The sequence below is a fragment of the Duganella levis genome (assembly GCF_009857605.1).
Classification (GTDB): domain Bacteria; phylum Pseudomonadota; class Gammaproteobacteria; order Burkholderiales; family Burkholderiaceae_D; genus Rugamonas; species Rugamonas levis.
Window position 1 is genome coordinate 127623 of record NZ_WWCT01000010.1, and the last position, 24575, is coordinate 152197.

Here is a 24575-nt window from a genome sequence, read left to right on the forward strand (position 1 = left end):
AAACTGTTAGCAACCGGTACAGCTTATTACTTCAGTTCGGCCTTGGCGCCAGCTTCTTCCAGCTTTTTCTTAGCGGCTTCAGCGTCAGCTTTCGACAGGGCTTCTTTTACGGTTTTTGGTGCGCCATCGACCACGTCTTTGGCTTCTTTCAGGCCCAGACCGGTGATTTCGCGAACTGCTTTAATCACGCCAACTTTGTTCGCGCCGACTTCGGTCAGAACAACGTTGAATTCGGTTTGCTCTTCAGCAGCAGCAGCAACCGCGCCGCCAGCAGCAGGAGCAGCCATTGCAGCAGCCGATACGCCGAATTTTTCTTCGAAAGCTTTGACCAGGTCGTTCAGGTCCATTACGGACATTTCGCTCACTGCGTTCAGGATGTCGTCTTTGCTAATTGCCATTTGAAACTCCAATAATTTTTTGATTCGTTAATACATCAGAATGCTACTTGATAAAAAACCCGCGCCGGCGCCAGGGCCGGCACGCAACGGCCTATTAGGCTGCTGGGGCTTCTTCTGCTGCAACTTCTGCAACAGGAGCGCCTTCGGATTTTTTCGCTGCCAGAGCAGCCAGACCACGTGCAAAGCCCGACACCGGAGCCAGCATAACGCCCAACAGCTGCGAGATGAGGACTTCACGGCTAGGAATGCTCGCCAACGCGGTAACAGCGGACTTGTCCAGCTGTTTGCCTGCGTAGTTACCGGCAGTGATGACCAGTTTGTCGTTGGTTTTAGCGAAGTCGTTGATGACTTTAGCTGCTGCAACGGCATCGTCCGAGATCGAATAGATCAGCGGACCGGTCATGCTGTCTGCCAGGGCGGCAAATTGCGTGCCTTCGACGGCGCGACGAGCGAGGGTGTTTTTCAACACTCGCAGGTACACGCCTTGAGCGCGCGCTTTGGCACGGAGTTGCGTCAAGTGAGCAACCTGGATGCCACGATACTCGGCCACGACGATAGTTTGCGCAGTTGCTACTTTTGCGGAAACTTCGGCGACTACGGCCTTTTTGTCATTCAGATTGAGACCCACGGTCAATCTCCTTAAATGATCGCCGGCGAAATTGCCGGCCATCGGTTCGAACAACGGCGTCCGAGGTTAGGAGTCCAATGGACTGCAAAACTTGATCGGGAACACCATCTGCGTTGGGTGAAACATTCAATTAACCGGATGCCTACCTGATGCACCTGGCCCAACGGTCTTTGATTGCGGCTGCTGCCGAAACAGCAGCCATCCCAAAGAACTGCGCCGAGCTTTTCAGCTTGACGACTAAAACTTTAACCAGCGGTGCCAGGGTCTAACACGCTGCGCGTGTCAGCTCCTGGAACACCGGAAGTTGGTATAACTTAAGCAGCAGCCAGGGTAGCCTGGTCAACACGGACGCCAGCGCCCATGGTCGACGACAGGGAAACCTTGCGCAGGTACACGCCTTTCGACGAGGCTGGCTTGGCTTTGTTCAGCGCGTCGATCAGGGCAACCAGGTTGCTCTTCAGATCAGCGTCAGCGAACGATTTGCGGCCGATGGTCGCGTGGATGATACCGGCTTTGTCGGTACGGTACTGAACCTGGCCAGCTTTCGCGTTTTTCACGGCGGTAGCGACGTCAGGGGTAACGGTGCCGACTTTCGGGTTAGGCATCAGGCCGCGTGGGCCCAGGATCTGACCCAGGGTACCAACGATACGCATGGTGTCTGGCGAAGCGATGACGATATCGAAAGGCATGTCGCCGGCTTTGACGCGCTCGGCCAGGTCTTCCATACCAACGACGTCGGCGCCAGCGGCTTTAGCAGCTTCGGCTTTGTCGCCCGAAGCGAACACAGCTACGCGAACGGTTTTGCCGGTGCCAGCTGGCAGCACGACGGAACCACGCACAACCTGGTCCGATTTCTTAGGATCCACGCCCAGTTGGACCGACACGTCGATCGATTCATTGAACTTGGCGGTGGCCAGTTCTTTGATCAGAGCAACAGCGTTGTCGAACGAGTAGTTCTTGGTGGTATCAACTTTAGCTTTGATAGCTTTTGCGCGTTTGGACAGTTTTGCCATGATTACACACCTTCCACGGTAATGCCCATCGAACGTGCGGAACCAGCGATGGTGCGTACAGCAGCATCCAGGTCGGCAGCGGTCAGATCAGGGGTTTTCAGTTTCGCGATTTCTTCGGCCTGGGCGCGGGTCAGCTTACCGACTTTGTCGGTATGTGGCTTCGGCGAACCTTTGGTGATGCCCGAATGTTTCTTGATCAGGAAGGTCGCTGGCGGCGTCTTCATGACGAAGGTGAACGATTTGTCGGCGAAAGCGGTGATCACGACTGGGATAGGCATGCCTGGTTCCATACCTTGGGTCTGCGCGTTGAACGCTTTGCAGAATTCCATGATGTTCAGACCGCGTTGACCCAGCGCTGGGCCGATCGGTGGGGATGGGTTTGCTTTACCAGCTGGTACTTGCAGCTTGATAAAACCAATGATTTTCTTTGCCATGATGGCTCCTATCTTGGATATGAGTAGTAGCGCCCCACACTGCGTATGCTGCAGGGCGGGGCTCCTCTTTTGCCAGATGCACTAGGGTTTTGACACCGTCGCCCGCTCTGGCGAACGGTATTTAGACTTTTTCGACCTGGCCGAATTCGAGTTCGACTGGTGTGGCGCGGCCAAAAATGGTGACCGAGACGCGCACTTTCGATTTCTCGTAGTTGACTTCCTCGACATTGCCGTTGAAGTCGGTGAACGGACCATCCTTGATGCGGACTTGCTCGCCCACTTCGTACAGCACTTTCGGCCGTGGCTTCTCGACGCCTTCTTGCATCTGCTGCATGATCTTGTCGATCTCGCGCGCCGGGATCGGCGTCGGCTTGTTCGATTTGCCGCCGATGAAGCCGGTCACTTTGCTGGTGTTTTTCACCAGGTGCCAGGTTTCGTCGGTCATTTCCATCTCGACCAGCACGTAGCCAGGGAAGAAACGACGCTCGGTGACCGATTTCTGGCCATTGCGCACTTCGACCACTTCTTCGGTCGGCACCAGGATCTGGCCAAACTGTTCTTGCATGCCGGCGCGCTCGACGCGCTCGGTCAGCGCGCGCTGCACGCTTTTTTCCATGCCGGAGTATGCATGCACAACGTACCAGCGCTTGTTGCTGACTGGCACGCTGACGGGCGCCGCTTCTTGAGCGGCCTCTGCCGGGATTTCACCGGTCGCATCATCTTGCACGTTTTCGCTCATTATTTTCGTATGCCCAGAATGACGTCGTACAACAAGAATTCCAGAGTCTTATCCGTGCCCCACAGGAACACTGCCATCACCAGCACGAAGGCAAACACGATGCCGGTGATCTGGGTCGCTTCGCGACGGGTAGGCCAGACGACCTTTTTCGTCTCGCGAACAGCTTCTTTGGCAAAATTCAGGAAATCACGGCCAGTCGACGAAGTCCACAAGATCAAAACGGCAAAAGCCAAACCAGCCACAAGTGCGCCTGCGCGTACCAGAGCTGGTTTGTCCGACAGGTAATAGAACCCTATCACGCCCACGATTGCAATGGCGATCGCCAGTACAACCTTAATCTTGTCATTCGACGTGCTGACGGTCTGCACGGATTGATTAGACATTTATATTTACTTTCGGTGCCCTGCACCAGATTCGGTGGCAGGGGCGGAGGGCCTCGAACCCCCAACCTTCGGTTTTGGAGACCGACGCTCTGCCAATTGAGCTACGCCCCTACATAAAACTACAAAGGATCGCGATTATACCACCCGGACACCCGGGTGGCAATCTCATATCCTATTAGGCCAGGATCTTGGCTACGACGCCTGCGCCTACGGTACGGCCACCTTCGCGGATTGCGAAGCGCAGACCTTCTTCCATCGCGATCGGGTTGATCAGCTTGACGGTGATCGACACGTTATCGCCTGGCATAACCATTTCTTTGTCCTGTGGCAGTTCGATCGAACCGGTCACGTCAGTCGTACGGAAGTAGAACTGTGGACGATAGTTGTTGAAGAACGGAGTGTGACGACCGCCTTCGTCTTTCGACAGCACGTAGATCTCGCCGGTGAAGTGGTTGTGCGGCTTGATCGAGCCTGGTTTTGCCAGAACTTGACCACGTTGCACGTCTTCACGCTTGGTGCCGCGCAGCAGCAGACCAACGTTGTCGCCTGCTTGACCCTGGTCCAGCAGTTTGCGGAACATTTCCACGCCGGTGCAGGTGGTTTTGACGGTGTCAACGATACCGACGATTTCGATCTCTTCGCCGACTTTGATGATACCGCGCTCAACACGACCGGTTACCACGGTGCCGCGACCCGAGATCGAGAACACGTCTTCCACTGGCATCAGGAAGGCGCCGTCCACTGCGCGCTCTGGCGTAGGGATGTAGCTGTCCAGTGCATCGGCCAGGGCCATGATGGCTTGCTCGCCCAGTGGGCCGGTGTCGCCGTCCAGTGCTTTACGTGCCGAACCTTTGATGATTGGCAGGTCGTCGCCTGGGAACTCGTATTTCGAAAGCAACTCACGCACTTCCATTTCAACCAGTTCCAGCAGCTCTTCGTCATCCACCAGATCGCATTTGTTCAGGAACACGACGATGTATGGCACGCCAACCTGGCGGGCCAGCAGGATGTGCTCGCGGGTCTGCGGCATTGGGCCGTCAGCTGCGGAGCAAACCAGGATCGCGCCGTCCATCTGCGCTGCACCGGTAATCATGTTTTTGATGTAGTCGGCGTGACCTGGGCAGTCAACGTGAGCGTAGTGACGTGCGGCGGTTTCGTACTCGACGTGTGCGGTGTTGATGGTAATACCGCGTGCTTTTTCTTCTGGTGCTGCATCGATCTGGTCGTAAGCTTTAGCTTCGCCGCCGAATTTTTTCGACAGAACGGTAGCGATCGCAGCGGTCAGGGTGGTCTTGCCGTGGTCGACGTGGCCGATGGTGCCGACGTTAACGTGCGGCTTGGTCCGCTCGAATTTCTCTTTTGCCATTTTAGACTCCTAACGATTTGTGTGATTGGCAGGGAACCCTGCCCGACTGTCTTGATAGTGCTGCCGTACTGCGTACTGCGAATTCTGGTGCCCTTTACGTGGATTGAACACGTGGCCTCTCCCTTACCAAGGGAGTGCTCTACCACTGAGCTAAAAGGGCTTATTTGAACTACTTTTTGGTGTTTGCACACCAGACTGCAACAACACTGGAGCGGGTGAAGGGAATCGAACCCTCGTCATAAGCTTGGAAGGCTTCAGCTCTACCATTGAGCTACACCCGCGAGGTATTGGTTCAATTCATTTCACTTTACTGCGCCACTCAGTCTTCTTGCAAAAACTTGGTGGAGGGGACTGGATTCGAACCAGTGTACTCTGAGAGAACGGATTTACAGTCCGTCGCCTTTAACCACTCGGCCACCCCTCCGCGAGGAACCGCAGAGTATGAAGCAATTTTCTCAAACCGTCAACGCTTTTTTCACCTCATCGGTGCAGTGTTCACAGTTCGTCTGCTTCGGGGCGAGATTTTAAACTCACCAACTGCAAAAGTGCAAGTGTTGTTTTTATGTTGCATGTTTTCCTATACAATCGATTGAACCAATGAGACTCCTGGAGCCCTGCGTTTGAACAATCGAAGCGGTCGCTGGCCTACCCTGCTGTTCGCCAACCTGGCCTTGTGGGGCCTGTATTTCCTCACCGGCCGCCTCGGCCTGCTGCTGGCGCTGCCGCCCGGCTATGCCTCCCCCATCTTCCTGCCCGCCGGCATTGCCCTGGCCGCCTGCGTGGTCGGCGGCGCCCGCCTGCTGCCGGGCGTGGCGCTCGGCTCGCTGGCGGTCAACCTGGTCTACCCCTCGCTCAGCGCCACCGGCATCACCGTCAGCGCCCTGCTCGGCGCCGGCGCACCGGCGCTGGGTGCGGCCTTGCAGGCATGGGCCGGCAGCACCCTGTTCCGCCGCTACATCGACCCGGCCATCGGCTCCGGCCGCGACGTCGTCCGCTTCATCTTGCTGGCGGCCTGCGTCACCCTGGTGTCGAGCACGGTATCGCTGTCCGGCATGATGGCGCTCGGCATTTTGCAACGCGAAACCTTGGCGGCCGACTGGCTGGCGTGGTGGATGGGCGACACCATCGGCATCCTGCTGGCGGCGCCGCTGACCTGGATCGTCATCGGCCGCCCGCGCGCGCTGTGGGCGCGGCGCCGCCTGCTGGTCGGGCTGCCGCTGATGCTGTCGGCGGCCGCCTTCATCGCCATCTACCTGCAGGCCGACCGCTGGGAAAACAACCAGCAGCTGCAAACCTTCCGCCTCAAGGCACAGCAGACCGGCGACTTGCTGCAAGCGCAATTCAGCGAGCACGAACGTTTCATCTACGCCATGGCCAAGGCCCTCAACGACCCGCGCCGCAGCATCAACGCCGAAGACTTCGGCAACCTGGCGCATGGCTACCTCGACCAGCGCCCCGAACTGATGTCGATGGCCTGGCTGACGCCGGTGGCCGACAGCGAACGCAACGCCTTTGAAGCGTGGGCGCGCCAGCATGTCGCCCCCGACTACGCCATCCGCGAACGCAACCCGGCCGGCGACTTCCTGGTCTCCAACCAGCGCGAGCGCTACTTCGTCTCCACCTTCATCGAGCCGGAACCGAGCCGCCGCTACCTCGGCCTCGACTTCCTGCACGACCCGCAACGGCGCGCCGCGCTGGAGCGCGCCATCCAGTCCGGCCAGCCGACCGCCACGGCGCCGCTGCAACTGATACCCGGCGCCGCCAGCACCGGCCTGTTGCTGCTGCAAACCGTCTACCCGCCCAGCAGTCACCGGCAGGCGGTCGGCTCGCTGCTGATCTCGATGCAGTTCGACGCCTACCTGAACCAGGCGCTGAAGCGCTCCGAATTCCCCCACTTCCTGCTGCGCTTTGAAGACACCGACGACGACGGCCCACACCGCCTGGTGCAGGACACACTGCAACGCGAGGTCGAAGCGGGCGACTTCCAGCGCCAGCTGCACTTCGGCGGCCGCATCTACGAACTGACGCTGGCGCCGACCCCGGCCTACCTGCAACAGCAGCGCGGCTGGCAAAGCTGGACCGTGCTGACCTGCGGCCTGCTGCTGAGCGGCCTGCTGGGCACCCTGATGATGCTGATCAGCGGCGAACGCGCCCGCATCCAGGCCGAAGTGAAAGACTCCACCTCCCGCCTGCGCCAGCGCGAAGCGCGCCTGCAAGCGATCCTCAACAAAGCGGCCGACGCCATCCTCACCATCGACAGCAACGGCACGCTGATGTCGGCCAACGCCGCCGCCGGCCGCCTGTTCGGCTACGCTCCCGAGAAGATGGGCGCGCTGCCGCTGGACAGGCTGATTCCGGTCGGCGTCGGCGAAGCGGCCGGGCTGGACGCGGCCGGCCTGCTGCGCATGATCGCCTGCGGCGTCACCCACGAATACGAACTGCCCGGCTGGCGCAGCGACGGCAGCGAATTCCCGCTGGCGATGTCGGTGTCGGAAGTGGAATTGCCGGACGAGCACCTGTTCGTCGCCATCCTGCACGACCTGACCGAACAGCACCTGGCGCAGGAACGCATCCACCGCCTGGCCCACCACGACACCCTGACCGGGCTGGCGAATCGCCTGTCGCTCAACCTGCGGCTGGAGCAATTGCTGGCGCAGACGCGCCGCAGCGGCGGCATGGCGGCGGTGCTGTTCATCGACCTCGACCACTTCAAGAAAATCAACGACACCCACGGCCACGAAACCGGCGACATGCTGCTGATCGCCGTCTCGCAGCGCCTGCAGGAACTGCTGCGCGAAGTCGACACCATCGCCCGCCTGGGCGGCGACGAGTTCATCGTCGTCACCGACGGCTCGGTCACGCCGGACGAGGCCTCCAACATCGCCGTGCGCATCGTCGACGCCCTGACCGCGCCGTACCACCTGAACGGCAAGACCGTGCACAGCGGCGCCAGCGTCGGCGTCGCCATGTTCCCGACCGACGGCGAAGACGCCGGCACCCTGATGCGCCACGCGGACACCGCCATGTACGCCGCCAAGAGCGAGGGGCGCGGCAACTTCCAGTTCTTCTCGGAAGAAATGAACAGCGCCACCCACGAGCGCCTGATGCTGGAAAACCGCCTGTGGCAGGCGCTGGAGCAGAACGAATTCGAACTGTATCTGCAACCGCAGATCGAACTGGCGACGCAGCGCATCATCGGCGCCGAAGCGCTGCTGCGCTGGCACCATCCCGAGCTGGGCATGGTGGGGCCGGACCGCTTCATTCCGATCGCCGAAGAATCCGGCCTGATCATCCCGCTGGGCGACTGGGTGCTGCAACGCGCCTGCACCCTGCTGCACGCGTGGCGCGCGCCGGGGCTGTCGCATCTGCGGCTGGCGGTCAACCTGTCGGCGCGCCAGTGCCACGGACCGGGCCTGCTGCCGCACCTGGACCGCATGCTGCACAGCCACGGCATCGACCCGGCCTTGCTGGAATTGGAGATTACCGAATCGGCGGCGATGCAGGACCCGGAACGCAGCCGCGCGCTGCTGATCGAATTGCGTTCGCGCGGCATCAAGGTCGCGATTGACGACTTCGGCACCGGCTACTCATCGCTGAGCTACCTGAAGCTGTTTGAAATCGACCGCATCAAGATCGACCGCGGTTTCGTCAAGGATATCGAGAGCGATCCGAACGATGCCGTGATCGTCGCCGCCACCATTGCACTGGCGCACTCGCTGGGACTGGAAGTGATTGCCGAAGGCGTGGAAACCGAAGCCCAGCGCGACTTCCTGCGCGCCAAGCAATGCGATGAAGCCCAGGGCTACCTGTTCGCCCGCCCGATGCCGGTCGCGCAATTCGAAGCCATGGTCCTCACCGCCGAAGTACCCGCCTAAATCCGGGGTCAGGTCCGGCACTTGGACACGAACTCATGTCCAAGTGCCGGACCTGACCCCGGATTTTATTCTGGGGTGCGGCCGACGGTGGGGTCGCGCTCGATCATGTCCAGCAGCGCGGCCACCACTTCCGGATCGAACTGCTTGCCGGCGCGCTCCTTGATGTAGTTGACCGCTTCGGTATGCGGCCACGGCTCCTTGTACGGACGCTCGTGCAGCAGCGAGTCGAACACGTCCACCACCGCCACGATCCGCGCCGCGATCGGGATCGCCCGCTCCTTCAGCTGGTTCGGATAGCCGTTGCCATCCCAGTGCTCGTGGTGGCCGCCGGCGATCTGCGCGCCATACGTCAGGTAGCTGACGCCATCGACCATATTGGCCGCCCGCTCCAGGATGGTCTTGCCCACCGCCGCATGCTGCTGCATCTCGCTGCGCTCTTCCGGCGTGTGGATGCCCGGCTTGAGCAGGATGTGGTCCGGCGTCGCCACCTTGCCCACGTCGTGCAGGATCGACGCCAGGCCGATCATTTCCAGCAGCTGCGGCGTCACCTCGTCCGGATAGGCACCGCGCTCATGCAGCCGTTGCGCCAGCGACGACGACAGCAGTTGCACCCGCCGCACATGGCCGCCCGTGCCTTTGTCGCGGAACTCGGCCAGGTCGGCCAGCGCCACCACGGTGGCTTCCTGCGCCTTGCGCAGCTGGCCGAACATGTACAGGTTGTCGAACGCGGCGGCAATCCGCTGGCAGAACACTTCCAGCAAATCGCGCTGGATCTGCGCCAGCGGCCACGGCGGCGTGACCGAAATCGCCACCTCGCGGTTTTCCTGCGTGTGGATGAACAGCACGTTGGCGGGATGCTCGAACTGCGATTTTTTCTCGGCAAACGCCTTGGCGATGGTCGGCCACAGCGGATGGCCGGTCGGCATCAGTTCCTCCTCGTTGAGGGTGGAATAGTGGCCGGTCGCGGCCACCACGGTGGTGACGCCGGTATCGCCCTGCATCAGGCACAGCACGCCGTCGGAACCGACGTCGAGGATCGCGCTCACCTGGTTCAGCACGCCCGAGGCGAACTCGCGCAGCGAATGGATCTGGTACAGATTGGTGGCGCCGGCCAGGATCTTGCCCAAGCCGATGCGACTGCGCTCCAGCATGTTCAGGCTTTCGTACGCGCGCAGCGCCGAAATCACCGTGGTGAACAGCTTCTGCGTGGTCAGCTCGGTCTTGGCCTTGTAGTCGTTGATGTCGTATTCGATGATCACGCGCTGCTCGGGCGCCTGGCCCGGCTGGCCGGTGCGCAGCACCACCCGCACGATGGCGTTGTGCAGCTCTTCGCGGATGCGCCGCGCCAGGATCAGGCCGGCGTCGTCGGTTTCCATCACCACGTCCAGCAGCACCAGCGCGATGTCCGGCGTATCGCGCAGGATGTCGAACGCTTCGCGCCCGCTGTAGGCGGAAAACAGTTCCAGTTCGCGGCCCTTGAAGCTGACGTTGCGCAGCGCCAGCCGCGTGACGGCATGTACATCGACATCGTCGTCAACGATCAGCACACGCCACAAACGCTGGTCCGGGGCGCCGAGACCGCTGGCTGGAAGCTCGTCTTCGTCTTCGTCGATCAGCCAGTTGTCGTCTGCGGCGTTGGAATCGGTCATACGCAATCTCCTGTTGTTACCTTCAGGATAATCAGATTCCCACCGTGTGACAACTCTTATCGAAGCTACATGGCCGCACTAGTTGCTGACGGGTGACGCCCCTGCTTCCACACCGGCGGCGGCCGTGCGGCTGGCCGCGCCGCAAGCGCCCGGATTGGCGCCGGCATCCAGGTTCTGGTAGCGGATTTCGTACTTGCCGTTGGCCAGCTTGTCGACCAGCAGCTTGTCGTGCGCCTGCACATAGGCGTAGCGTACATTCGAGCGACGGTCGAGGTCGTAGACCTTGATGAAGACCGCCGAGCCGTTGCTGGCGTTGTCCAGCATCAGCTGCATCTCATCCCCGCGGTTGCCGACCGGGAAACCTTCCATATAGCCGGAGCGGGCCGGCCACGGTTCGCCGTTGGGCGCCAGCAGGGTTTGCGTCGGGGTTTCGCTGTCGCACTCGGCGCCGGCGCCGGGCAGCACCACCTGCGAGGCGGTCACCACCTTGATCGGCGCTGCCTTGCCCGCATGCGCGTCGGCCAGCCGCACGGTGGCCCAGGCATCGGACTCTTCACTGCGGCTGTCGGCGCGCGCCTCCCGTGCTGTGCGGCGCGCCGCCGGGTCGGTATCGGTCGTGGCCGCATTGGCGTTGATGCCGCCCTTGCCGCCCCATGCACTGCTCAGGCTGCCCATCAGCTGTGGCTCGGACACCATGGTGGCGCCGCCGATCCAGCCCAGCGCCAGGCAAGCCGCCAGTCCGGCCCAGGTGCGCCAGCCGGGCCGGCGGCCGCGCCTGACCACGGTGTCGTTGACGTGTTCCGGATGCCAGTTGGCGTCGTGCTTATGCTTGTCGCCCCGGGGACCATGGCCGTCTTCGTGGCGGGTGCTTTCCAGCCACTCGATTTCCCACTCCTCCGAGGTGATCCACTCGTCATGCTCCTTGCGGCGCTGGGCGTCGGACAGGGTCTCGTAGGCGCTGTTGAGGATGGCCATGATGCGCGCAGCCTTCTCATCCCCCGGGTTCTTATCCGGATGGTATTTTTGGCTGAGCGCTTTGTAGGCGGCACGTATGACCTCCTGCGGCGCCATACGCGACACTTTCAGGTTGTCATAGTGGGTGTGAATCTTGGCCATAGCTGGAAATCGACGCAGAATCAATCATCATAGCCCATCTTAGCGCATGCAACCCGCAGAGCAGACAATGAATTGGCTTGCTATTCCATCCAATGTGCTTTTTTGTCTACAGCCGATGGGTGCGGTCCTGCAGGACGATAGCTTCCGGTAATTCTACGCCTTTGCCGACCACCAGCACTTTGAACAGTTCGCCCATTTCCGCCGGCGACACCAGCTTTTGCATCGCCCGCGCCTGCGGCAGATACGCCATCGCGTCGGCCGGATCGGTGCGCAGCAGCAACTCGCCGATGCCGGCGCCCAGCAGGAAGCCGGACTGGTTCAAATAGCCCAGCACCTCGATGCCGGCCTCCTGCGCCGCCAGCGCCATCGCCGTGAAATCGACGTGGGCGGTGATGTCCTGCAGGCCCGGATAGTAGAACGGGTCCGGATGCGAATGGTGGCGGTAATGGCACATCAGGGTGCCGGTCACCCGCTGGTCGAAGTAATACTCGTGCGCCGGGAAGCCGTAGTCGAACAGGAAGGCGGCGTTGGCCGTGCCCTGGTCCAGCATGCGCGCCAGCGTCGCCATGAAGCCGCAGGCCACGCCGTGCAGCTCGGTCACATAGCCGGCCGGCAGCAATTCGTGTTCGGGAATCTGGCGCGCCACCTGCGCCAGCAGCGCCGGGCTGGCGGGCGTCTCCAGATACTGGAAGCGGCCATCGGCCACCGTCACCTGCAAGGCTTGCCAGCCGTCCGGATGCTTGATCACCAGCTCGACCGGCATCGCATCCAGCACTTCGTTGCCGAACACCACGCCGTCGAACGAGGCCGGCAAGGCGTCCAGCCACACCACCTGCGGGAAATCGCGCAGCTTGTCCTGCTGGCGGCCGCGCAGCTCGCCGGACAGCTCGACAATATAATAGACGTCCACTTTGACGCCGGCGGCGCGCAGCTCGCTCAGGATATCGAACGCCAGCTTGCCGGTGCCGGCGCCGAATTCGAGAATGTTCGGCGCGCTTTGGGCGATAATAGCGGCTGCAACCCGCGCCAGCGCTGCGCCGAACAACGGCGACAGCTCGGGGGCGGTTGTAAAATCGCCATCTTTTCCCAGCTTGGCGGAACCGCCGCTGTAATAGCCCAGGCCGGGCGCATACAGCGCCAGTTCCATATAGCGGGCGAAGGAAATGGCGCCTGCGTTGCGCTCGATGTCGGCGGCGATCAGGTGCTGCAGGGCGTGGGACGCGGCCAGCGCGTCGCTAGAAGGTACGGGTAAGGACATCCCGGCATTATATCCAGTTCAAACATGATGACAGCACAGGACAATTCAACTGCCGGGCCACGCGTGGCCCTGGTCACCGGCGCCGGACGCCGCATCGGCCGCGCCATCGCGCTCGGGCTGGCGCGCGCCGGCTGGGACGTGGCGGTGCATTACCGCGCCTCGGCCAGCGAAGCGGCCGCCGTCGCCGCCGAGATCATCGCGCTGGGCCGCCGCGCCGTCGCGCTGCAATGCGACTTGGCCGACGAAGCGGCGGTGCGCCAGCTGCTGCCGCGCGCGGTGGCGGCGCTGGGCGGCGTGCAGTGCGTGGTCAACAACGCCTCGCTGTTCGACTACGACAGCGCCGACGACTTCAGCTACGCCCGGCTGGACGCCCACATGCACGCCAACGTCGCCGCGCCGATTCTGCTGGCGCAGGCGCTGCACGCGGCCACGGCGGAAGGCGCCCAGGCCGCCGTCATCAATCTGCTGGACCAGAAGCTGTACAATCTCAATCCTGATTTTTTGTCGTACACCCTGTCCAAGGCTGCGCTGCACACCGCCACCACCATGCTGGCGCAGCAGCTGGCGCCGAAACTGCGGGTGGTCGGCATCGCGCCGGGCATCACCATGGTGTCCGGCGACCAGACCGAAGCCGGTTTCGCCAACGCGCACCAGCAAACGCCGCTGGGCCGTTCCAGCACCCCGGACGACATCGCCGACAGCGTGGTCTACGCCGCCTCGGCGCGCGCGCTGACCGGCACCACCTTGCTGGTCGACGGCGGCCAGCACTTGCAGCCGCTGCCGCGCGACGTGATGTTCTTAGCTAAATAAGTTGGCCAAATAAATTTAATCGAAAAAAGGTTCCCCATGCTGTCCGCCCTGATTCACCCGCAACTGAACGACTGCCGCCGCCTGTTCCTGCGCAACTACGAAGTCATGATCAACATCGGCGTCTACGAGTTCGAGAAAAAAGGCGAGCAGCGTCTGCTGATCAACGTCGACCTGTACATCCCGCTGGCGCTGTCGTCGCCGGCCCACGACCAGCTGGACGAAGTGGTGGACTACGACTTCATGCGCGACACCATCGCCAAGCGCATGGCGCGCGGCCACGTGCAGTTGCAGGAAACCCTGTGCGACGACATCGTCCGCGCGATGCTGGAACACCCGAGCGTGCGCGCGGCGCGCGTCTCCACCATGAAGCCCGACGTCTATCCGGATTGCGAAGGCGTTGGCGTTGAAGTATTCAAGATCAAGGAAGCAGCATGAACGCCGTCATCGACGACACCATCAGCGTCAAGAGCGCTGAAAAAATCGCCCACGAAAACAACAAGCTGCACAAGCGTTTGTGCCGCCTGGTCGGCCAGGCCATCGGCGACTTCAATATGATTGAAGACGGCGACAAGGTCATGGTCTGCCTGTCCGGCGGCAAGGACTCGTACGCCCTGCTGGACATCCTGATGACGCTGCGCGAACGCGCGCCGATCAATTTCGAGCTCGTCGCCGTCAACCTGGACCAGAAACAGCCGAACTTCCCGGCCGACATCCTGCCGGCCTACCTGGACAAGCTGGGCGTGGCGTACCACATCGAAAACCAGGACACCTACAGCATCGTCAAGCGCCTGATCCCGGAAGGCAAGACCACCTGCTCGCTGTGCTCGCGCCTGCGCCGCGGCATCCTGTACCGCGTGGCGGATGAACTGGGCTGCAACAAGATCGCGCTGGGCCACCACCGCGACGACATCCTGGAAACCTTCTTCCTGAATATGTTCTTCGGCGGGAAAATCAAGGGCATGCCGGCCAAGCTGGTGTCGGACGACGGCAAGCACATGGTGATCCGTCCGCTGGCCTATGTGAAGGAAGAGGACACCGAGCGCTACGCTGCGGTCAAAGGCTTCCCGATCATCCCGTGCGACCTGTGCGGCTCGCAGGAAAACCTGCAGCGCAAGCAGATCAAGAACATGCTGCGCGAATGGGAGAAAAAGCATCCAGGCCGCGTGGAAAACATCTTCTCGTCGATGTCGACGGTCGTGCCGTCGCACCTGATGGACCGCGACCTGTTCGGCTTCAAGGACATCAAAGCCGACGGCCTGGCCAACCCGCTGGGCGACATCGCCTTCGACGAAGAACCCTGCTCGACGCCCACCAGCACGCCCGGCATCATTTCGCTACAGCGGGAAGATTAACGAGGGTAAAAGAACGCGGTGCCGGCGCAAAACCAGTCCGGCATCGCGCCGTAAGCATTCCCCTGTCCCCCGGCTATGGTGACCGGTAACCACACCACCACCGGGGAGAAACCATGAAGATCGATACCACCGCATTGGCCGACGCCTTTGCCACCAATGCCGCCGGCACGAAAAAAAGCGGAAACAGCGACTTTGGCGCGCTGCTCAAGACGGCCCAAAGCAAGCAGTCCGCCACGGCGGCTGAGCTGGAGAAGTATGTGCAGATGACGCCGGCGCAGCGCATGACGCAAGCGATGATGAAGAAGCTGGGTATCACCCAGGAAGAGTTCGACGCCATGTCGCCGGATCAGCAGGCCTCGGTGACCGCCAAAATCGCGGAGATGATCAAGCAGGAGATGAGCCAGCAGGCAGCGGGGAACCAGGGCACCAGCGCCGCCACGCTGTTCTAGCGCTCCTTCAGCACCGGCAGCGTCAGTGCCAGGCGGATCGCCAGCAGCCGCACGCAGAAGCCTACCGTCAGCGCCACCAGTGTCGCCACATGCTGGTCGACGCCGAGGTGCAGTTGACCCATGTACAGCGCGCCGGTCAGCAGCGCCACGGTGGCGTACAGGTCGCGCTTCAGCACCAGCGGCACCTGGTTGCACAGGATGTCGCGCAGCAGGCCACCGGCGATGCCGGTAATCATGCCCATCAGGATCACCACCGACACATGCGCGCCGGTGCTGGCCGCGACGTCGCAGCCGATGATGGAAAACGCCACCAGTCCCAATGCGTCCAGCAGCAGAAAGGCCGATTCGAAGCGCGCCAGCCAGCGCGCCATCAGCGCCGCCACCATCGCCGCGCCGACCGTGATGGCCAGGTACTGCGGATGCGCCACCCAGCCCAGCGGATAATGGCCGAGCAGCACGTCGCGGATCGATCCGCCGCCCAGCGCCGTCACGGTGCCGACCAACGCCAGCCCGAACAAGTCCATCTTGCGGCGCATCGCCATCAAGGCGCCGGACGCCGCTTCGGCCGATATGGCCACCAGATAAATAATATAAAGCACACGCCACCTCAAATCAAAGAGGCGGCATTATGCATCAGCGCGCCGCCAACTATCAGTATTTCTGTGCGGTGCGCAGCACGGGATACAGGTTGTAGCGCTCATCCCACGAGGCGTGGCGCTTGGCGAAGAACTCCAGCCGCTTGGCCTGACTCTTCTCGAAGTCCGGCTCGGTGTCCAGCTTCTTCTGGAATTCCGCGCGCAGCGCCGGATCGGCTTCCAGCTGGTCGCGCGCCACTTCCTCGGCCACGTAATCCTCCATGTACTCCTTGCGCTCGAAGGCGTTATTGAATTCGCCCCAGGCCAGCAGGCCATCAGCGCCGCGCGGCTCCAGCATGGTCATCACCAGACGCGCCTTCGGCTGCGCGATCGGCACGAACAGGGAACCCTTGGTCAGCGCGCGGCGTTCGCGGCCCCAGTCCCCTTCCACCGCCAGCGTTTGATGGCCCTCGAACGACTGCGCGCCGAACTTGGTCTTGGTGGCGCGGAAGGTCTCCACCTCGGCCGCCATCTGGTCGTCCTTGATCACCTTGAACTCGATGCCGTGCTGTTTCAGCTTGGCGCCGACCCACGCGGCCTGCGCCAGCGGCACGATGTAGCCGCCCTGCGGCGCCTTGATCCACAGGTCCGGCACCACTTCGTCGCGCAGCGGCACGGTCCACATCTGCGGCTTGCTCTCGTCGTAGCGGGTCCACAGGCCGCCCGACACCACCGAATGTTCGCGCGTGTATTCATAGCCGGCGAACTGGATGGTCTTGGTGTTGAAGGTGGTGCGGTAGCTGAGCGGGAACTCGCCGCCGCCCATCGCCACCGAACGCGCGTCGGCGTCCCTGGTCAGCTTCTGCCATTCCTGGCCATGCTGCGCCACCTGCGACAGCAGCGAGACGATGGTGTTGTGCGTGATGCGCACGCGGGTCGGGTAGTCCTTCCACGAATGGGTTTCCACCAGCATGGCGAAGCGGTTACGCATCGGGAAGTAGCCGGTCGAGAAGCGCGGCGTCGACATGCTGTCGACAAAGCCGGAGGCCGGATCGTCTTCCTTGGCGAAGGAGATGTAATACGGTTTCGGATCCGAGCCTTGCGCCTTCAGGTCCGCCATCACATTGTTCTGCAACGCGGCGCCGGCCACTTTCAGCGCGTCGTCGCCGCCGTGCACCGGCTCCACCTGGATCGAGACGTCCGGCTGGAACTTGGCGCCGTCGGTCACGTGCAGGTCGACGTAGGCCAGCGGATCCCAGGCGTTGACCAGCGCCAGCATGGCCTGCATTTCCGGCGCATCGGCTTTGACATAGTCGCGATTCAGGTTGTAGTTCTGCGCCGTGACGCGCCAGCCCATTTCCACCGGGCCGCGCTGGTTCGGGCGGTTGTTCTTGCCGAAGCGCTCATGGCCATCGACGTTGAATACCGGGACGAACAACAGCACCTGCTTGTCCAGCGCACCCTGCGCCACCTTGCCTTCGAGCGCCTCGCGCAGCGCCAGGAAGCCTGCGTCCTTGCCGTCGATTTCCCCGGCGTGGATGCCGCCCTGGATCAGCATGACCGGCACGCCTTTCTTCTTCGCCTGCTCGGCGGTCAGCGCGCCGGTGCGGGTGACGGCCAGCGCCAGCATCGGCCGGCCTTCCGGCGTGCGGCCGAATTCAAAGCAGCGTACCTGTTTTGGGTAGGCTTTCTGGAACTGTGCGCACAGCGCGATCACTTCATCATAACGGCCGGTGCTCTGGAAGCCCGAACGTTCGGAGATGGTGGTCAGCGGTGCGGTGGCGGGAGCAGCGGCGGCCAGCGTGGAGGTGGCGGCAAAGGCAAGCAGTATGGCGGAACGAATCATGGAGAGGCTTCCAGCGAGGTTGATCGACCGATGCCTGTGCCGGCATCGGATGCGAGAAAATTATAGTGCTTAGCGCAGGCGTATCGCAATCTGCTTCCCTTGCGGTCGTTCCACCTGCAACGGATTGGTCTTCAGACTACGGTTGCGCATCGGCGTGGCCGGGCACACGCCAGTGGCCCGGTAGCTCAGCGCCGTCGCCAGCATGCCTTCCGAAGTGTCGCCCATTTCGTGAGTCAGGTCGTCGTCCACTTTACAGGTCGGCGCAAAGCCGTCGGCGTAGTCGCCAAAGCCTTTGTTGTTCGCGCCCTGCATCTCGATCGTAAAATACGTGTTGCCGCAGTTAGGCGTCGGCGTGAACGCATATGGCTTGCCACAGGTCTCCCCACCGACGAGCGTCACCTCGATATCCGCGCCGCGCAGGCCGTTAACCAAGGCTTCGCTGGCCGAACAGGTGCCGGGCGTGGTCAGCACCGTGACCCGCTTCAGCCCCAGGTAGGGCAACGCCGAACCGCGCGCCATCAATTTGGGCGACAGGCCAGCCGCAGTGGCGTCGAACAGTTGCGGCGACAGCACCCGCTGTTTGTCGTTGCGATGCAGCTGCTCGAACACTTTGCCCTTGGTGGCGTCCGGACCGGCAATCATGTATGCCAATTCGGCGGCCAGCACCAGATAGCCGCCGCCGTTGTAGCGCATGTCCAGCACCAGATCGGACACACCGGCGCTCTTGAAGCGGGTGAAAGCCTCCGCCAACTGGCTCTCCGCCACCGCATTGTGATCATGGAATTGCACATAGCCGACGGTGCCGCTGGCCGACGCCAGCAACTTGAAGTTCTGCACCGGCGCCGCCGCCACCTTGGCGGCGGTCAGCGTGACCGGTTGCGAGACGCCGCCACGCGACAACACAAACGGGTAGCTGTCGCCAGCCTTGGCAGGCGCCAGCCCGGCGTTAATGGCAGCCACACCCTCGGTGGTGGTGTCCTGCATATCGACGCCATTCACCGACAGTAGCGCGTCGCCGCGGCGCAGGCCCGCCGACTCGGCCGGCGATCCCGGTTCCACCATCGCCACCGCCCACACGCGCGGCAGAATGCCGCTGGCGGTGTGCGACCAGGTGACGCCATAGCCCAGCTCCACGCCGGCGCCGCTCATCGCTTCCCACACGTCGGTGGGATAGGTGAAATGGAAGCGGTCCTTGGCCCGGCCGGAAGGCGTGATGGAAGTCGTCTTCAAGACAGAGAAATAATCGAGCGGCGTCTTGTAATCTGCCATGTTCAGCTTCGGCAGCTCGGTGTACCACAGATAGACTTCGTCGACATACGAGTACACCCAGTGCAGCTCATCGTTCAGCGTACCCTGGGTCTGGCCTGCCGCTGGATGCTCGCAATGGTTGTACAGCGTGTACCAGTCCGGCATTGGCGTCACTACCGGTGGCGTAACCGGTGGTGGATCGATCACCGGTGGCGTGACTGGTGGCGGATCGATCACGGGCGGCGTGACAGGCGGTGGCTCTACCACCACTGGCGGCGTAACAGGCGGAGGTGGCTCGGCCGGCGGCGTGACGGTAACAGGTGGTGGCGGCGACGAACCGCCACCGCAAGCGCTCAACGCTGCCGCCATGGCGGCGCAAGACAAAACAGTTAGAAATCTCATCGGCGCATTATGACTGCAAATCGGCGTCCTGGCGCACCAGCTCCGCCAGCCATTCGGCAAAAACCCGCAAGCGCGGCGACGCCATGCGCCCCTGCGGATACAGCAGCGACACCGGCATCGGCGTCGGCGGCGTGGTGGCCAGCACTTCGACCAGCGCACCGCTGGTCAGATGCGGCCGCACCTGATAACGCGCGATCTGCGCCAGCCCCATGCCCTGCAACACGCAGCTGACACTGGCCTCGGCGTCGTTGACGGCGATAGCGCTGCGCACCTCGGTGGTCACCACGCGGCCGTCGACCACAAAGTCCCAGTCGAACGGCCGCCCGGTGCGGCCGGAAAAGTGCGACACGCAACGATGCTCGCCCAGATCGGTCCACGCCTGCGGCACGCCATGCTGCTGCAAATACGATGGCGCCGCGCAGGTGACAAACCGCATGCTGCCCAGCGGCCGGCCGATCATCGACGAATCCTGCAAGGCGCCGATGCGCAGCGCGCAGTCGGCGCCCTCCTCGGTCAGGTCGCGCACGCGGTCACTCAGGCTGACCACCAGGTCGATCTCCGGATAGCGGCGGCAGAAGTCGGCAATATGCGGCATCACCACATTGCGGCCGAAAGTGCCGGGCAACTCGACCCGCAGCTTGCCACGTGGGGGACCGGCGCCCTGGCCACGATAGGTACTCTCAGCGTCCTCGACCGCCTGTAGAATTTCCAGACACTTGCGGAAGTAATCGGCGCCGTCCGGCGTCAACGACAGGCGGCGCGTGGTCCGCTGCAGCAGCTGGGTGCCGAGGAAGGCTTCCAGCTTCTTGATGGTGGCCGTCAGCGCGGCGCGCGGCAGGTCCAGCGTCTCGGCGGCCTTGGTGTAGCTATTGGCCTCGACGATCCGCACAAACGTCTGCATCGCTTTTAACCGGTCCATTGTTCGCCTTATTGTTCACATTATGTGAAAAGTATAGGTGCATTATGCCCTAATTATCTTTGCTCAGCTTTTGCCTAGAATGGGTTCATCGCACTCTCACTGGAGCAACATTATGGATAACAAAGATATCAGTCCCGGCATGGTCACCCTGCTGGCGACCGCCACTGGCCTGATTGTGGCCAGCCTGTATTACGCCCAAACCCTGGTCGGGCCGATCAGCGCTTCGACCGGCCTGTCGCCGGAAGCCGCTGGCCTGATCGTCACGCTGACGCAGATCGGCTACTGTATCGGCCTGCTGTTCATCGTGCCGCTGGGCGACCTGCTGGAAAACCGCCGCCTGATCTTCACCGGCCTGCTGTTCACCTCGGCCATGCTGGTGCTGGCCGCGATCAGCAGCAGCGCGTGGATGTTCCTGACTGCGGCGCTGGGCATCGGCCTCGGTTCGGTGGCGGCGCAGATCATCGTGCCGTTTGCCGCGCATATGTCGAAGGAATCCACGCGCGGCGTCACCGTCGGTAAAGTGGTCAGCGGCCTGCTGCTGGGGATCATGCTGTCGCGTCCTGCGGCCAGCCTGATCGCCGACGCCACCAGCTGGCACGTGGTGTTCGGCGGCGCCGCCGTCATGGTGCTGATCGTCGCCTTCGTGCTGCGCGCCAAACTGCCGGTACGCACGCCGCAACACCACATCACCTATCCAAAGCTGATGTCGTCGCTGTGGCACCTGTTCCTGCAAACGCCGGTGCTGCGTCGCCGCGCCGCGTACCACGCCGGCCTGTTTGGTTCCTTCAGCCTTTTCTGGACCGTGACGCCGCTGATGCTGTCGGGTCCTGAGTTCCACCTGTCGCAGACCGGCATCGCCATTTTTGCGCTGGTGGGCATGGCTGGTGCGGTAGCCTCGCCGATCGCCGGCAAGCTGGCCGACAAGGGCCACACGCTGATGGCAACCGCCGCCGCGCTGGCACTGGGTGTGATTGGATTTGTACTGCCGCTGGTGGTGCCAGGTTCGCGTAACGTCGCACTGGCCGTGCTGGTGATCGCATCGATCGTGCTGGATATGGGTGTGGCGGCCAACCTGGTGCTGGGCCAACGCGCCATCTTCTCGCTGGGTGCGGAAGTGCGCAGCCGTTTGAATGGCGTCTACTTCGCGCTATTCTTCGCCGGTGGCGCCGCCGGTTCGGCGCTGGGTGGCTGGATGTTCGCCACCCACGGCTGGACCGCAGCGCTGCTGACTGGTGCAGCCTTCAACGGCGCGGCGCTGCTGTACTGGGTGACCGAGTATTTCGGCCACACCAGTGATCAGCGTAAAACCGCTGCTTAACCGCCGAAGTGGTAATTCAGCTCGATCCAGCCTTGACGGCCGACCGGGCTGTAATTACCGACCGGGTAGTAAGGCCAGCCCGCGCTGTTATCGGCCTTGACCTGGTTGAACAGGTTATTCACCGCCACCGACAAGGTGGCGCGTTCAGTCAGGCGGTACACCACGCTGGCGTTGACCAGCGTGGTCGGCGTCAGGAAAGCGTCGCCGGCGGCGTTAGGCACTTTGCCGTAGCGCTGGAAGAACAGGGTATTCGACCATTTGCCGGCGTTCCAGGTAACGCTGGCATTGAGCTTGTCGCGCCAGTCGTAGTTGGTCAGGTCTGCCAGATCGTCCTTCAGCGGATCGCCGGCGAACTGGCGCGAATGCTTGTTGAGCGTCTTCGAGTAGTTCACCTTGGTGAGGAAGCTGCCGTAGTCCCTGGTGCGGAACACGTACTTGCCGGCGACGTCGATGCCATCCACGCTGGTCGCCGCGGCATTGATCGGATTCACCAGGATCTGCTTGATCTCGCCCGGACGGTTCAGCGCATTGTCCGGGAAGCGGATCACACGCGAAATCGCATCGGCGCACGTCGGCGAGGTCAGATCGCCAGCGATGCGGCAAGCCGCTTCGTCACGCAGCAGCGTATCGTCGCTCAGATTGGTGACCAGATCGCTGATCTTGATGTTCCAGTAGTCGACCGACACATCGAAGTCCGCGCTTGGCGACCACACAATCCCCAGGCCAGTCGAACGGCCCTTCTCCGACCGCAGATCCTTGCTGCCGCTCTGCACATAGTCGGCGCCCGGCGAGACGTTGGCGAACTCGCAGTCGGCAATCGCCTGGCCGCTCTTGGCGCAACGGTAGTAGTCGGTGGTGGACGAGTAATAGCCGGTGCCGCGTGCCTTGTAGATGTAATTCATATCCGGCGCGCGGAAGCTGGTGGCGTAATTACCGCGTACCAGCAACTGCTGGACCGGACGCCATTCGATACCGCCGGCGTAGGTGAACTTGCCGTCATTGCGGCCCGCGAAGCTGTAACGGTCATAACGGCCGGCCAGCGTGGCATCCACCGTCTTGATCACCGGGATGCTGGCTTCGCCGCCGAGCGCATAACGCTTGCGGGTGCCGGCGGTGACGTCGGAACCGGTGGCGACGTTAAAGTAGCCCTCATTAATGCGCACATCCGGCACATTGGAGAAGCCCTGCTTGCCGAATTCCGCCACCGTCGCCACCTTGACCGGACCGGCCGGCAGGTTGAATAGCTCGCCGTTGGCGGTCAGGCTTACGGTATTGGTCCACGACTTGTCGTCGCTGTTCGAGGTGCCGGTGATGCTGTCGAATTCCGCCGGCGTCAGACGCTTGGTCAGGCGCGCCGGATCGGGCGCGTAGATCGCCACGCCGTCCGCATTCACGCCCAGCTGCGGGCCGAGGAAGAAGCTGTCGATATTCGCCAGCGCGCGCGGACGATGGTCCTGGCTCTTGTACAGCGATGCCGTGTAACCGGCTTCGTAATTCCAGGTAGTGCCCGGAATATCGCCCTTGATGCCGAACGACAGGGAGCTGGCCTGGTCATCCCAGGTACGGTTGTAGCGCTGCACGCCGCCCATCTCTTCCGGCGAAATGTAGCGGCTCCAGGCCTCGTAGGCATTGGTGTTCTGATTCCAGAAATAGCTGTCGGTCAGCGAACGCGAAGTCCACGATGGGCCGCGCGTATTCTGCGTGCTGCGGTTCTGGCCGAACAGCGCTTCCGCGTACAGCATGGTGGTCGGCGACAGCTCGTAATTGGCGCTGCCGAAGACATTTTGGCTGCTGTTTTTGGTCTGCGTGGTCCAGTAGGTCGGGCCGACTTTCGGGCTGGCGCAATAGCTGCCGGTCTTGCTGACGTAGCTGGCGGTGCTGCCGCCAAACAGATCGCCGAGCGGCGAACAGGTATCGCCCAGGTCCACGTACTTGCCGGTGCTGAGGTTCTTGCGCGACAGGACAGAGGTCGGCGCCACGCCGGTCTTGGCGGCCATGAAATCACGGTCGGCGCTCCACAGCGGATCGCGTTCCGTCAGTTCGACGCTGAACACCGTATTCAGTTTATCGAAGCTCTTGCCGCCGGTGAGTTGCAGGCGCTTATCGCCGGCGCCGCCGCGCGACGTACCGCCGGCTTTCACATTCACGTCCAGGCCTTCGAACTGCTTTTTCAGGATGATGTTGACCACGCCCGCAATCGCGTCCGAGCCATAGACAGCGGAAGCGCCGCCGCTCAGTATCTCGATGCGGTCCACCACGCCCGACGGAATATTCGCCAGGTTGGTAAAGTTGACCGTCCCGTCATAAGCGATCGGGAAGTCGGCCATGCGGCGGCCGTTCAGCAGCACCAGCGTGTGGTTCGGACCGAGGCCGCGCAGGCTGATGGCGTTGGCCGATGGCGTCGCGGTATTGCCGTAGTCGCCGCCCTGGGTAAAGCCGCTATTCTGCGTCTGGTTGCTCAGCGCATCGAACACATTGCGGTAGCCTTGCTTCTCGATGTCGGCGGCGGTGATGACGGTGACGGCCGACGGCCCTTCGGTGCCGGCACGCGGAATGCGCGAACCGGTGATGACCACTGCCGGCGGCGTAGTGGCCGCCGCTGGTTCCTGCGTCTGCGCCTGCGCCACGGTATGGCCGGCAACGCCGGCAACCAGCGCGATAACGCCAGCCGCCAGCGGCTTCAAGTTACATTTTGTTTGCATTGTAAATATTTCAGGACTGAAAAGGTCGCCACCTTATCAAAGTCAGAACTATTACTGAACGAATGTTTTGTTACATGCTTATGCACTATTTTGGT

At 62.3% G+C, this 24575-nt stretch carries 21 protein-coding genes and 4 tRNA genes; 6 read left to right on the forward strand and 19 right to left on the reverse strand.

What is annotated here, in order from left to right; translation table 11 throughout:
• Positions 1 to 26: 26 nt before the first annotated feature.
• The 11 genes from rplL to GTP69_RS14265 form a co-directional block, all read right to left on the reverse strand.
• On the reverse strand, positions 27 to 398 hold the full coding sequence (gene rplL, locus GTP69_RS14215; RefSeq protein WP_161045526.1) for a 50S ribosomal protein L7/L12: 372 nt from the start codon (positions 396 to 398) through the stop codon (positions 27 to 29).
• Between the two features lie 94 nt (positions 399 to 492).
• Positions 493 to 1026 (reverse strand): 50S ribosomal protein L10, encoded by a 534-nt coding sequence (gene rplJ, locus GTP69_RS14220; protein ID WP_110846680.1) that lies wholly within the window; start codon positions 1024 to 1026, stop codon positions 493 to 495.
• Between the two features lie 314 nt (positions 1027 to 1340).
• Entirely contained in the window at positions 1341 to 2039 is a 699-nt protein-coding gene (gene rplA, locus GTP69_RS14225; protein WP_110846317.1) for a 50S ribosomal protein L1, read from the reverse strand.
• 2 nt (positions 2040 to 2041) lie between these two features.
• Complete coding sequence (gene rplK, locus GTP69_RS14230; RefSeq protein ID WP_090192334.1) at positions 2042 to 2473, reverse strand: 50S ribosomal protein L11; 432 nt, start codon at positions 2471 to 2473, stop codon at positions 2042 to 2044.
• Between the two features lie 121 nt (positions 2474 to 2594).
• Positions 2595 to 3212, reverse strand: coding sequence for a transcription termination/antitermination protein NusG (nusG, locus tag GTP69_RS14235; protein WP_161055489.1), 618 nt, complete (start codon positions 3210 to 3212; stop codon positions 2595 to 2597).
• Complete coding sequence (gene secE, locus GTP69_RS14240; RefSeq protein WP_110846315.1) at positions 3212 to 3595, reverse strand: preprotein translocase subunit SecE; 384 nt, start codon at positions 3593 to 3595, stop codon at positions 3212 to 3214. The genes nusG and secE overlap by 1 nt, the downstream gene beginning before the upstream one ends.
• 35 nt (positions 3596 to 3630) lie before the next feature.
• Positions 3631 to 3706: transfer RNA gene (locus tag GTP69_RS14245), tRNA-Trp, on the reverse strand.
• 64 nt (positions 3707 to 3770) lie between these two features.
• Positions 3771 to 4961 carry an elongation factor Tu gene (gene tuf / locus GTP69_RS14250; protein ID WP_110846314.1) on the reverse strand — a complete coding sequence of 397 codons (1191 nt, stop codon included), beginning with the start codon at positions 4959 to 4961 and terminating at the stop codon, positions 3771 to 3773.
• 85 nt (positions 4962 to 5046) lie between these two features.
• Positions 5047 to 5121 (reverse strand) — tRNA-Thr (locus tag GTP69_RS14255).
• 47 nt (positions 5122 to 5168) lie between these two features.
• Positions 5169 to 5242: transfer RNA gene (locus GTP69_RS14260), tRNA-Gly, on the reverse strand.
• A gap of 58 nt (positions 5243 to 5300) precedes the next feature.
• A tRNA-Tyr gene (locus GTP69_RS14265) sits at positions 5301 to 5385 on the reverse strand.
• A 196-nt stretch (positions 5386 to 5581) separates the two neighbouring features.
• Here GTP69_RS14265 and GTP69_RS14270 point away from each other — a divergent pair.
• The gene (locus tag GTP69_RS14270; RefSeq protein ID WP_161055490.1) at positions 5582 to 8836 is read left to right on the forward strand and encodes an EAL domain-containing protein; all 3255 of its coding nucleotides are present in this window, start codon (positions 5582 to 5584) and stop codon (positions 8834 to 8836) included.
• 65 nt (positions 8837 to 8901) lie between these two features.
• Here the strand turns inward: GTP69_RS14270 and GTP69_RS14275 are convergent, their stop codons facing one another.
• From GTP69_RS14275 to GTP69_RS14285, 3 genes are all read right to left on the reverse strand, one after another.
• Positions 8902 to 10485, reverse strand: a complete 1584-nt coding sequence (locus GTP69_RS14275) for a DUF3369 domain-containing protein (protein WP_161055491.1) — start codon at positions 10483 to 10485, stop codon at positions 8902 to 8904.
• 78 nt (positions 10486 to 10563) lie between these two features.
• Complete coding sequence (locus GTP69_RS14280; RefSeq protein WP_161055492.1) at positions 10564 to 11601, reverse strand: J domain-containing protein; 1038 nt, start codon at positions 11599 to 11601, stop codon at positions 10564 to 10566.
• A gap of 106 nt (positions 11602 to 11707) precedes the next feature.
• Entirely contained in the window at positions 11708 to 12859 is a 1152-nt protein-coding gene (locus tag GTP69_RS14285) for a class I SAM-dependent methyltransferase (RefSeq protein ID WP_161055493.1), read from the reverse strand.
• A 24-nt stretch (positions 12860 to 12883) separates the two neighbouring features.
• On the opposite strand from GTP69_RS14285, the gene GTP69_RS14290 reads away from it, so the two are divergent.
• The 4 genes from GTP69_RS14290 (at position 12884) to GTP69_RS14305 (ending at position 15470) form a co-directional block, all read left to right on the forward strand.
• Positions 12884 to 13669, forward strand: a complete 786-nt coding sequence (locus tag GTP69_RS14290) for an SDR family oxidoreductase (RefSeq protein ID WP_161055494.1) — start codon at positions 12884 to 12886, stop codon at positions 13667 to 13669.
• A gap of 36 nt (positions 13670 to 13705) precedes the next feature.
• The gene (locus GTP69_RS14295; RefSeq protein WP_161055495.1) at positions 13706 to 14104 is read left to right on the forward strand and encodes a dihydroneopterin aldolase; all 399 of its coding nucleotides are present in this window, start codon (positions 13706 to 13708) and stop codon (positions 14102 to 14104) included.
• Positions 14101 to 15021: a tRNA 2-thiocytidine(32) synthetase TtcA gene (gene ttcA / locus GTP69_RS14300; RefSeq protein ID WP_161055496.1), complete on the forward strand. Its 921-nt coding sequence runs from the start codon at positions 14101 to 14103 to the stop codon at positions 15019 to 15021. Before GTP69_RS14295 ends, ttcA begins: the two co-directional genes overlap by 4 nt.
• A gap of 113 nt (positions 15022 to 15134) precedes the next feature.
• Positions 15135 to 15470 (forward strand): hypothetical protein, encoded by a 336-nt coding sequence (locus GTP69_RS14305; RefSeq protein ID WP_161055497.1) that lies wholly within the window; start codon positions 15135 to 15137, stop codon positions 15468 to 15470.
• On the opposite strand, the gene GTP69_RS14310 is transcribed toward GTP69_RS14305, so the two are convergent.
• From GTP69_RS14310 to GTP69_RS14325, 4 genes are all read right to left on the reverse strand, one after another.
• Complete coding sequence (locus GTP69_RS14310; protein WP_161055498.1) at positions 15467 to 16069, reverse strand: trimeric intracellular cation channel family protein; 603 nt, start codon at positions 16067 to 16069, stop codon at positions 15467 to 15469. The genes GTP69_RS14305 and GTP69_RS14310 overlap by 4 nt on opposite strands.
• 52 nt (positions 16070 to 16121) lie before the next feature.
• Positions 16122 to 17891 (reverse strand): M14 family metallopeptidase, encoded by a 1770-nt coding sequence (locus tag GTP69_RS14315; protein ID WP_161055499.1) that lies wholly within the window; start codon positions 17889 to 17891, stop codon positions 16122 to 16124.
• Positions 17892 to 17960: 69 nt separating this feature from the next.
• A complete protein-coding gene (locus tag GTP69_RS14320) occupies positions 17961 to 19508 on the reverse strand; it encodes a S41 family peptidase (protein ID WP_229260943.1) in 1548 nt (515 codons plus the stop codon).
• Positions 19509 to 19548: 40 nt separating this feature from the next.
• Positions 19549 to 20460 carry a LysR family transcriptional regulator gene (locus GTP69_RS14325; protein ID WP_161055500.1) on the reverse strand — a complete coding sequence of 304 codons (912 nt, stop codon included), beginning with the start codon at positions 20458 to 20460 and terminating at the stop codon, positions 19549 to 19551.
• Positions 20461 to 20572: 112 nt separating this feature from the next.
• Between GTP69_RS14325 and GTP69_RS14330 the strand changes: the two genes are divergently transcribed.
• Positions 20573 to 21778, forward strand: a complete 1206-nt coding sequence (locus GTP69_RS14330; protein WP_229260944.1) for an MFS transporter — start codon at positions 20573 to 20575, stop codon at positions 21776 to 21778.
• Here the strand turns inward: GTP69_RS14330 and GTP69_RS14335 are convergent.
• Positions 21775 to 24480, reverse strand: a complete 2706-nt coding sequence (locus GTP69_RS14335; protein WP_161055501.1) for a TonB-dependent receptor plug domain-containing protein — start codon at positions 24478 to 24480, stop codon at positions 21775 to 21777. The two genes, GTP69_RS14330 and GTP69_RS14335, sit on opposite strands and share 4 nt — an antisense overlap.
• Positions 24481 to 24575 lie beyond the last annotated feature (95 nt).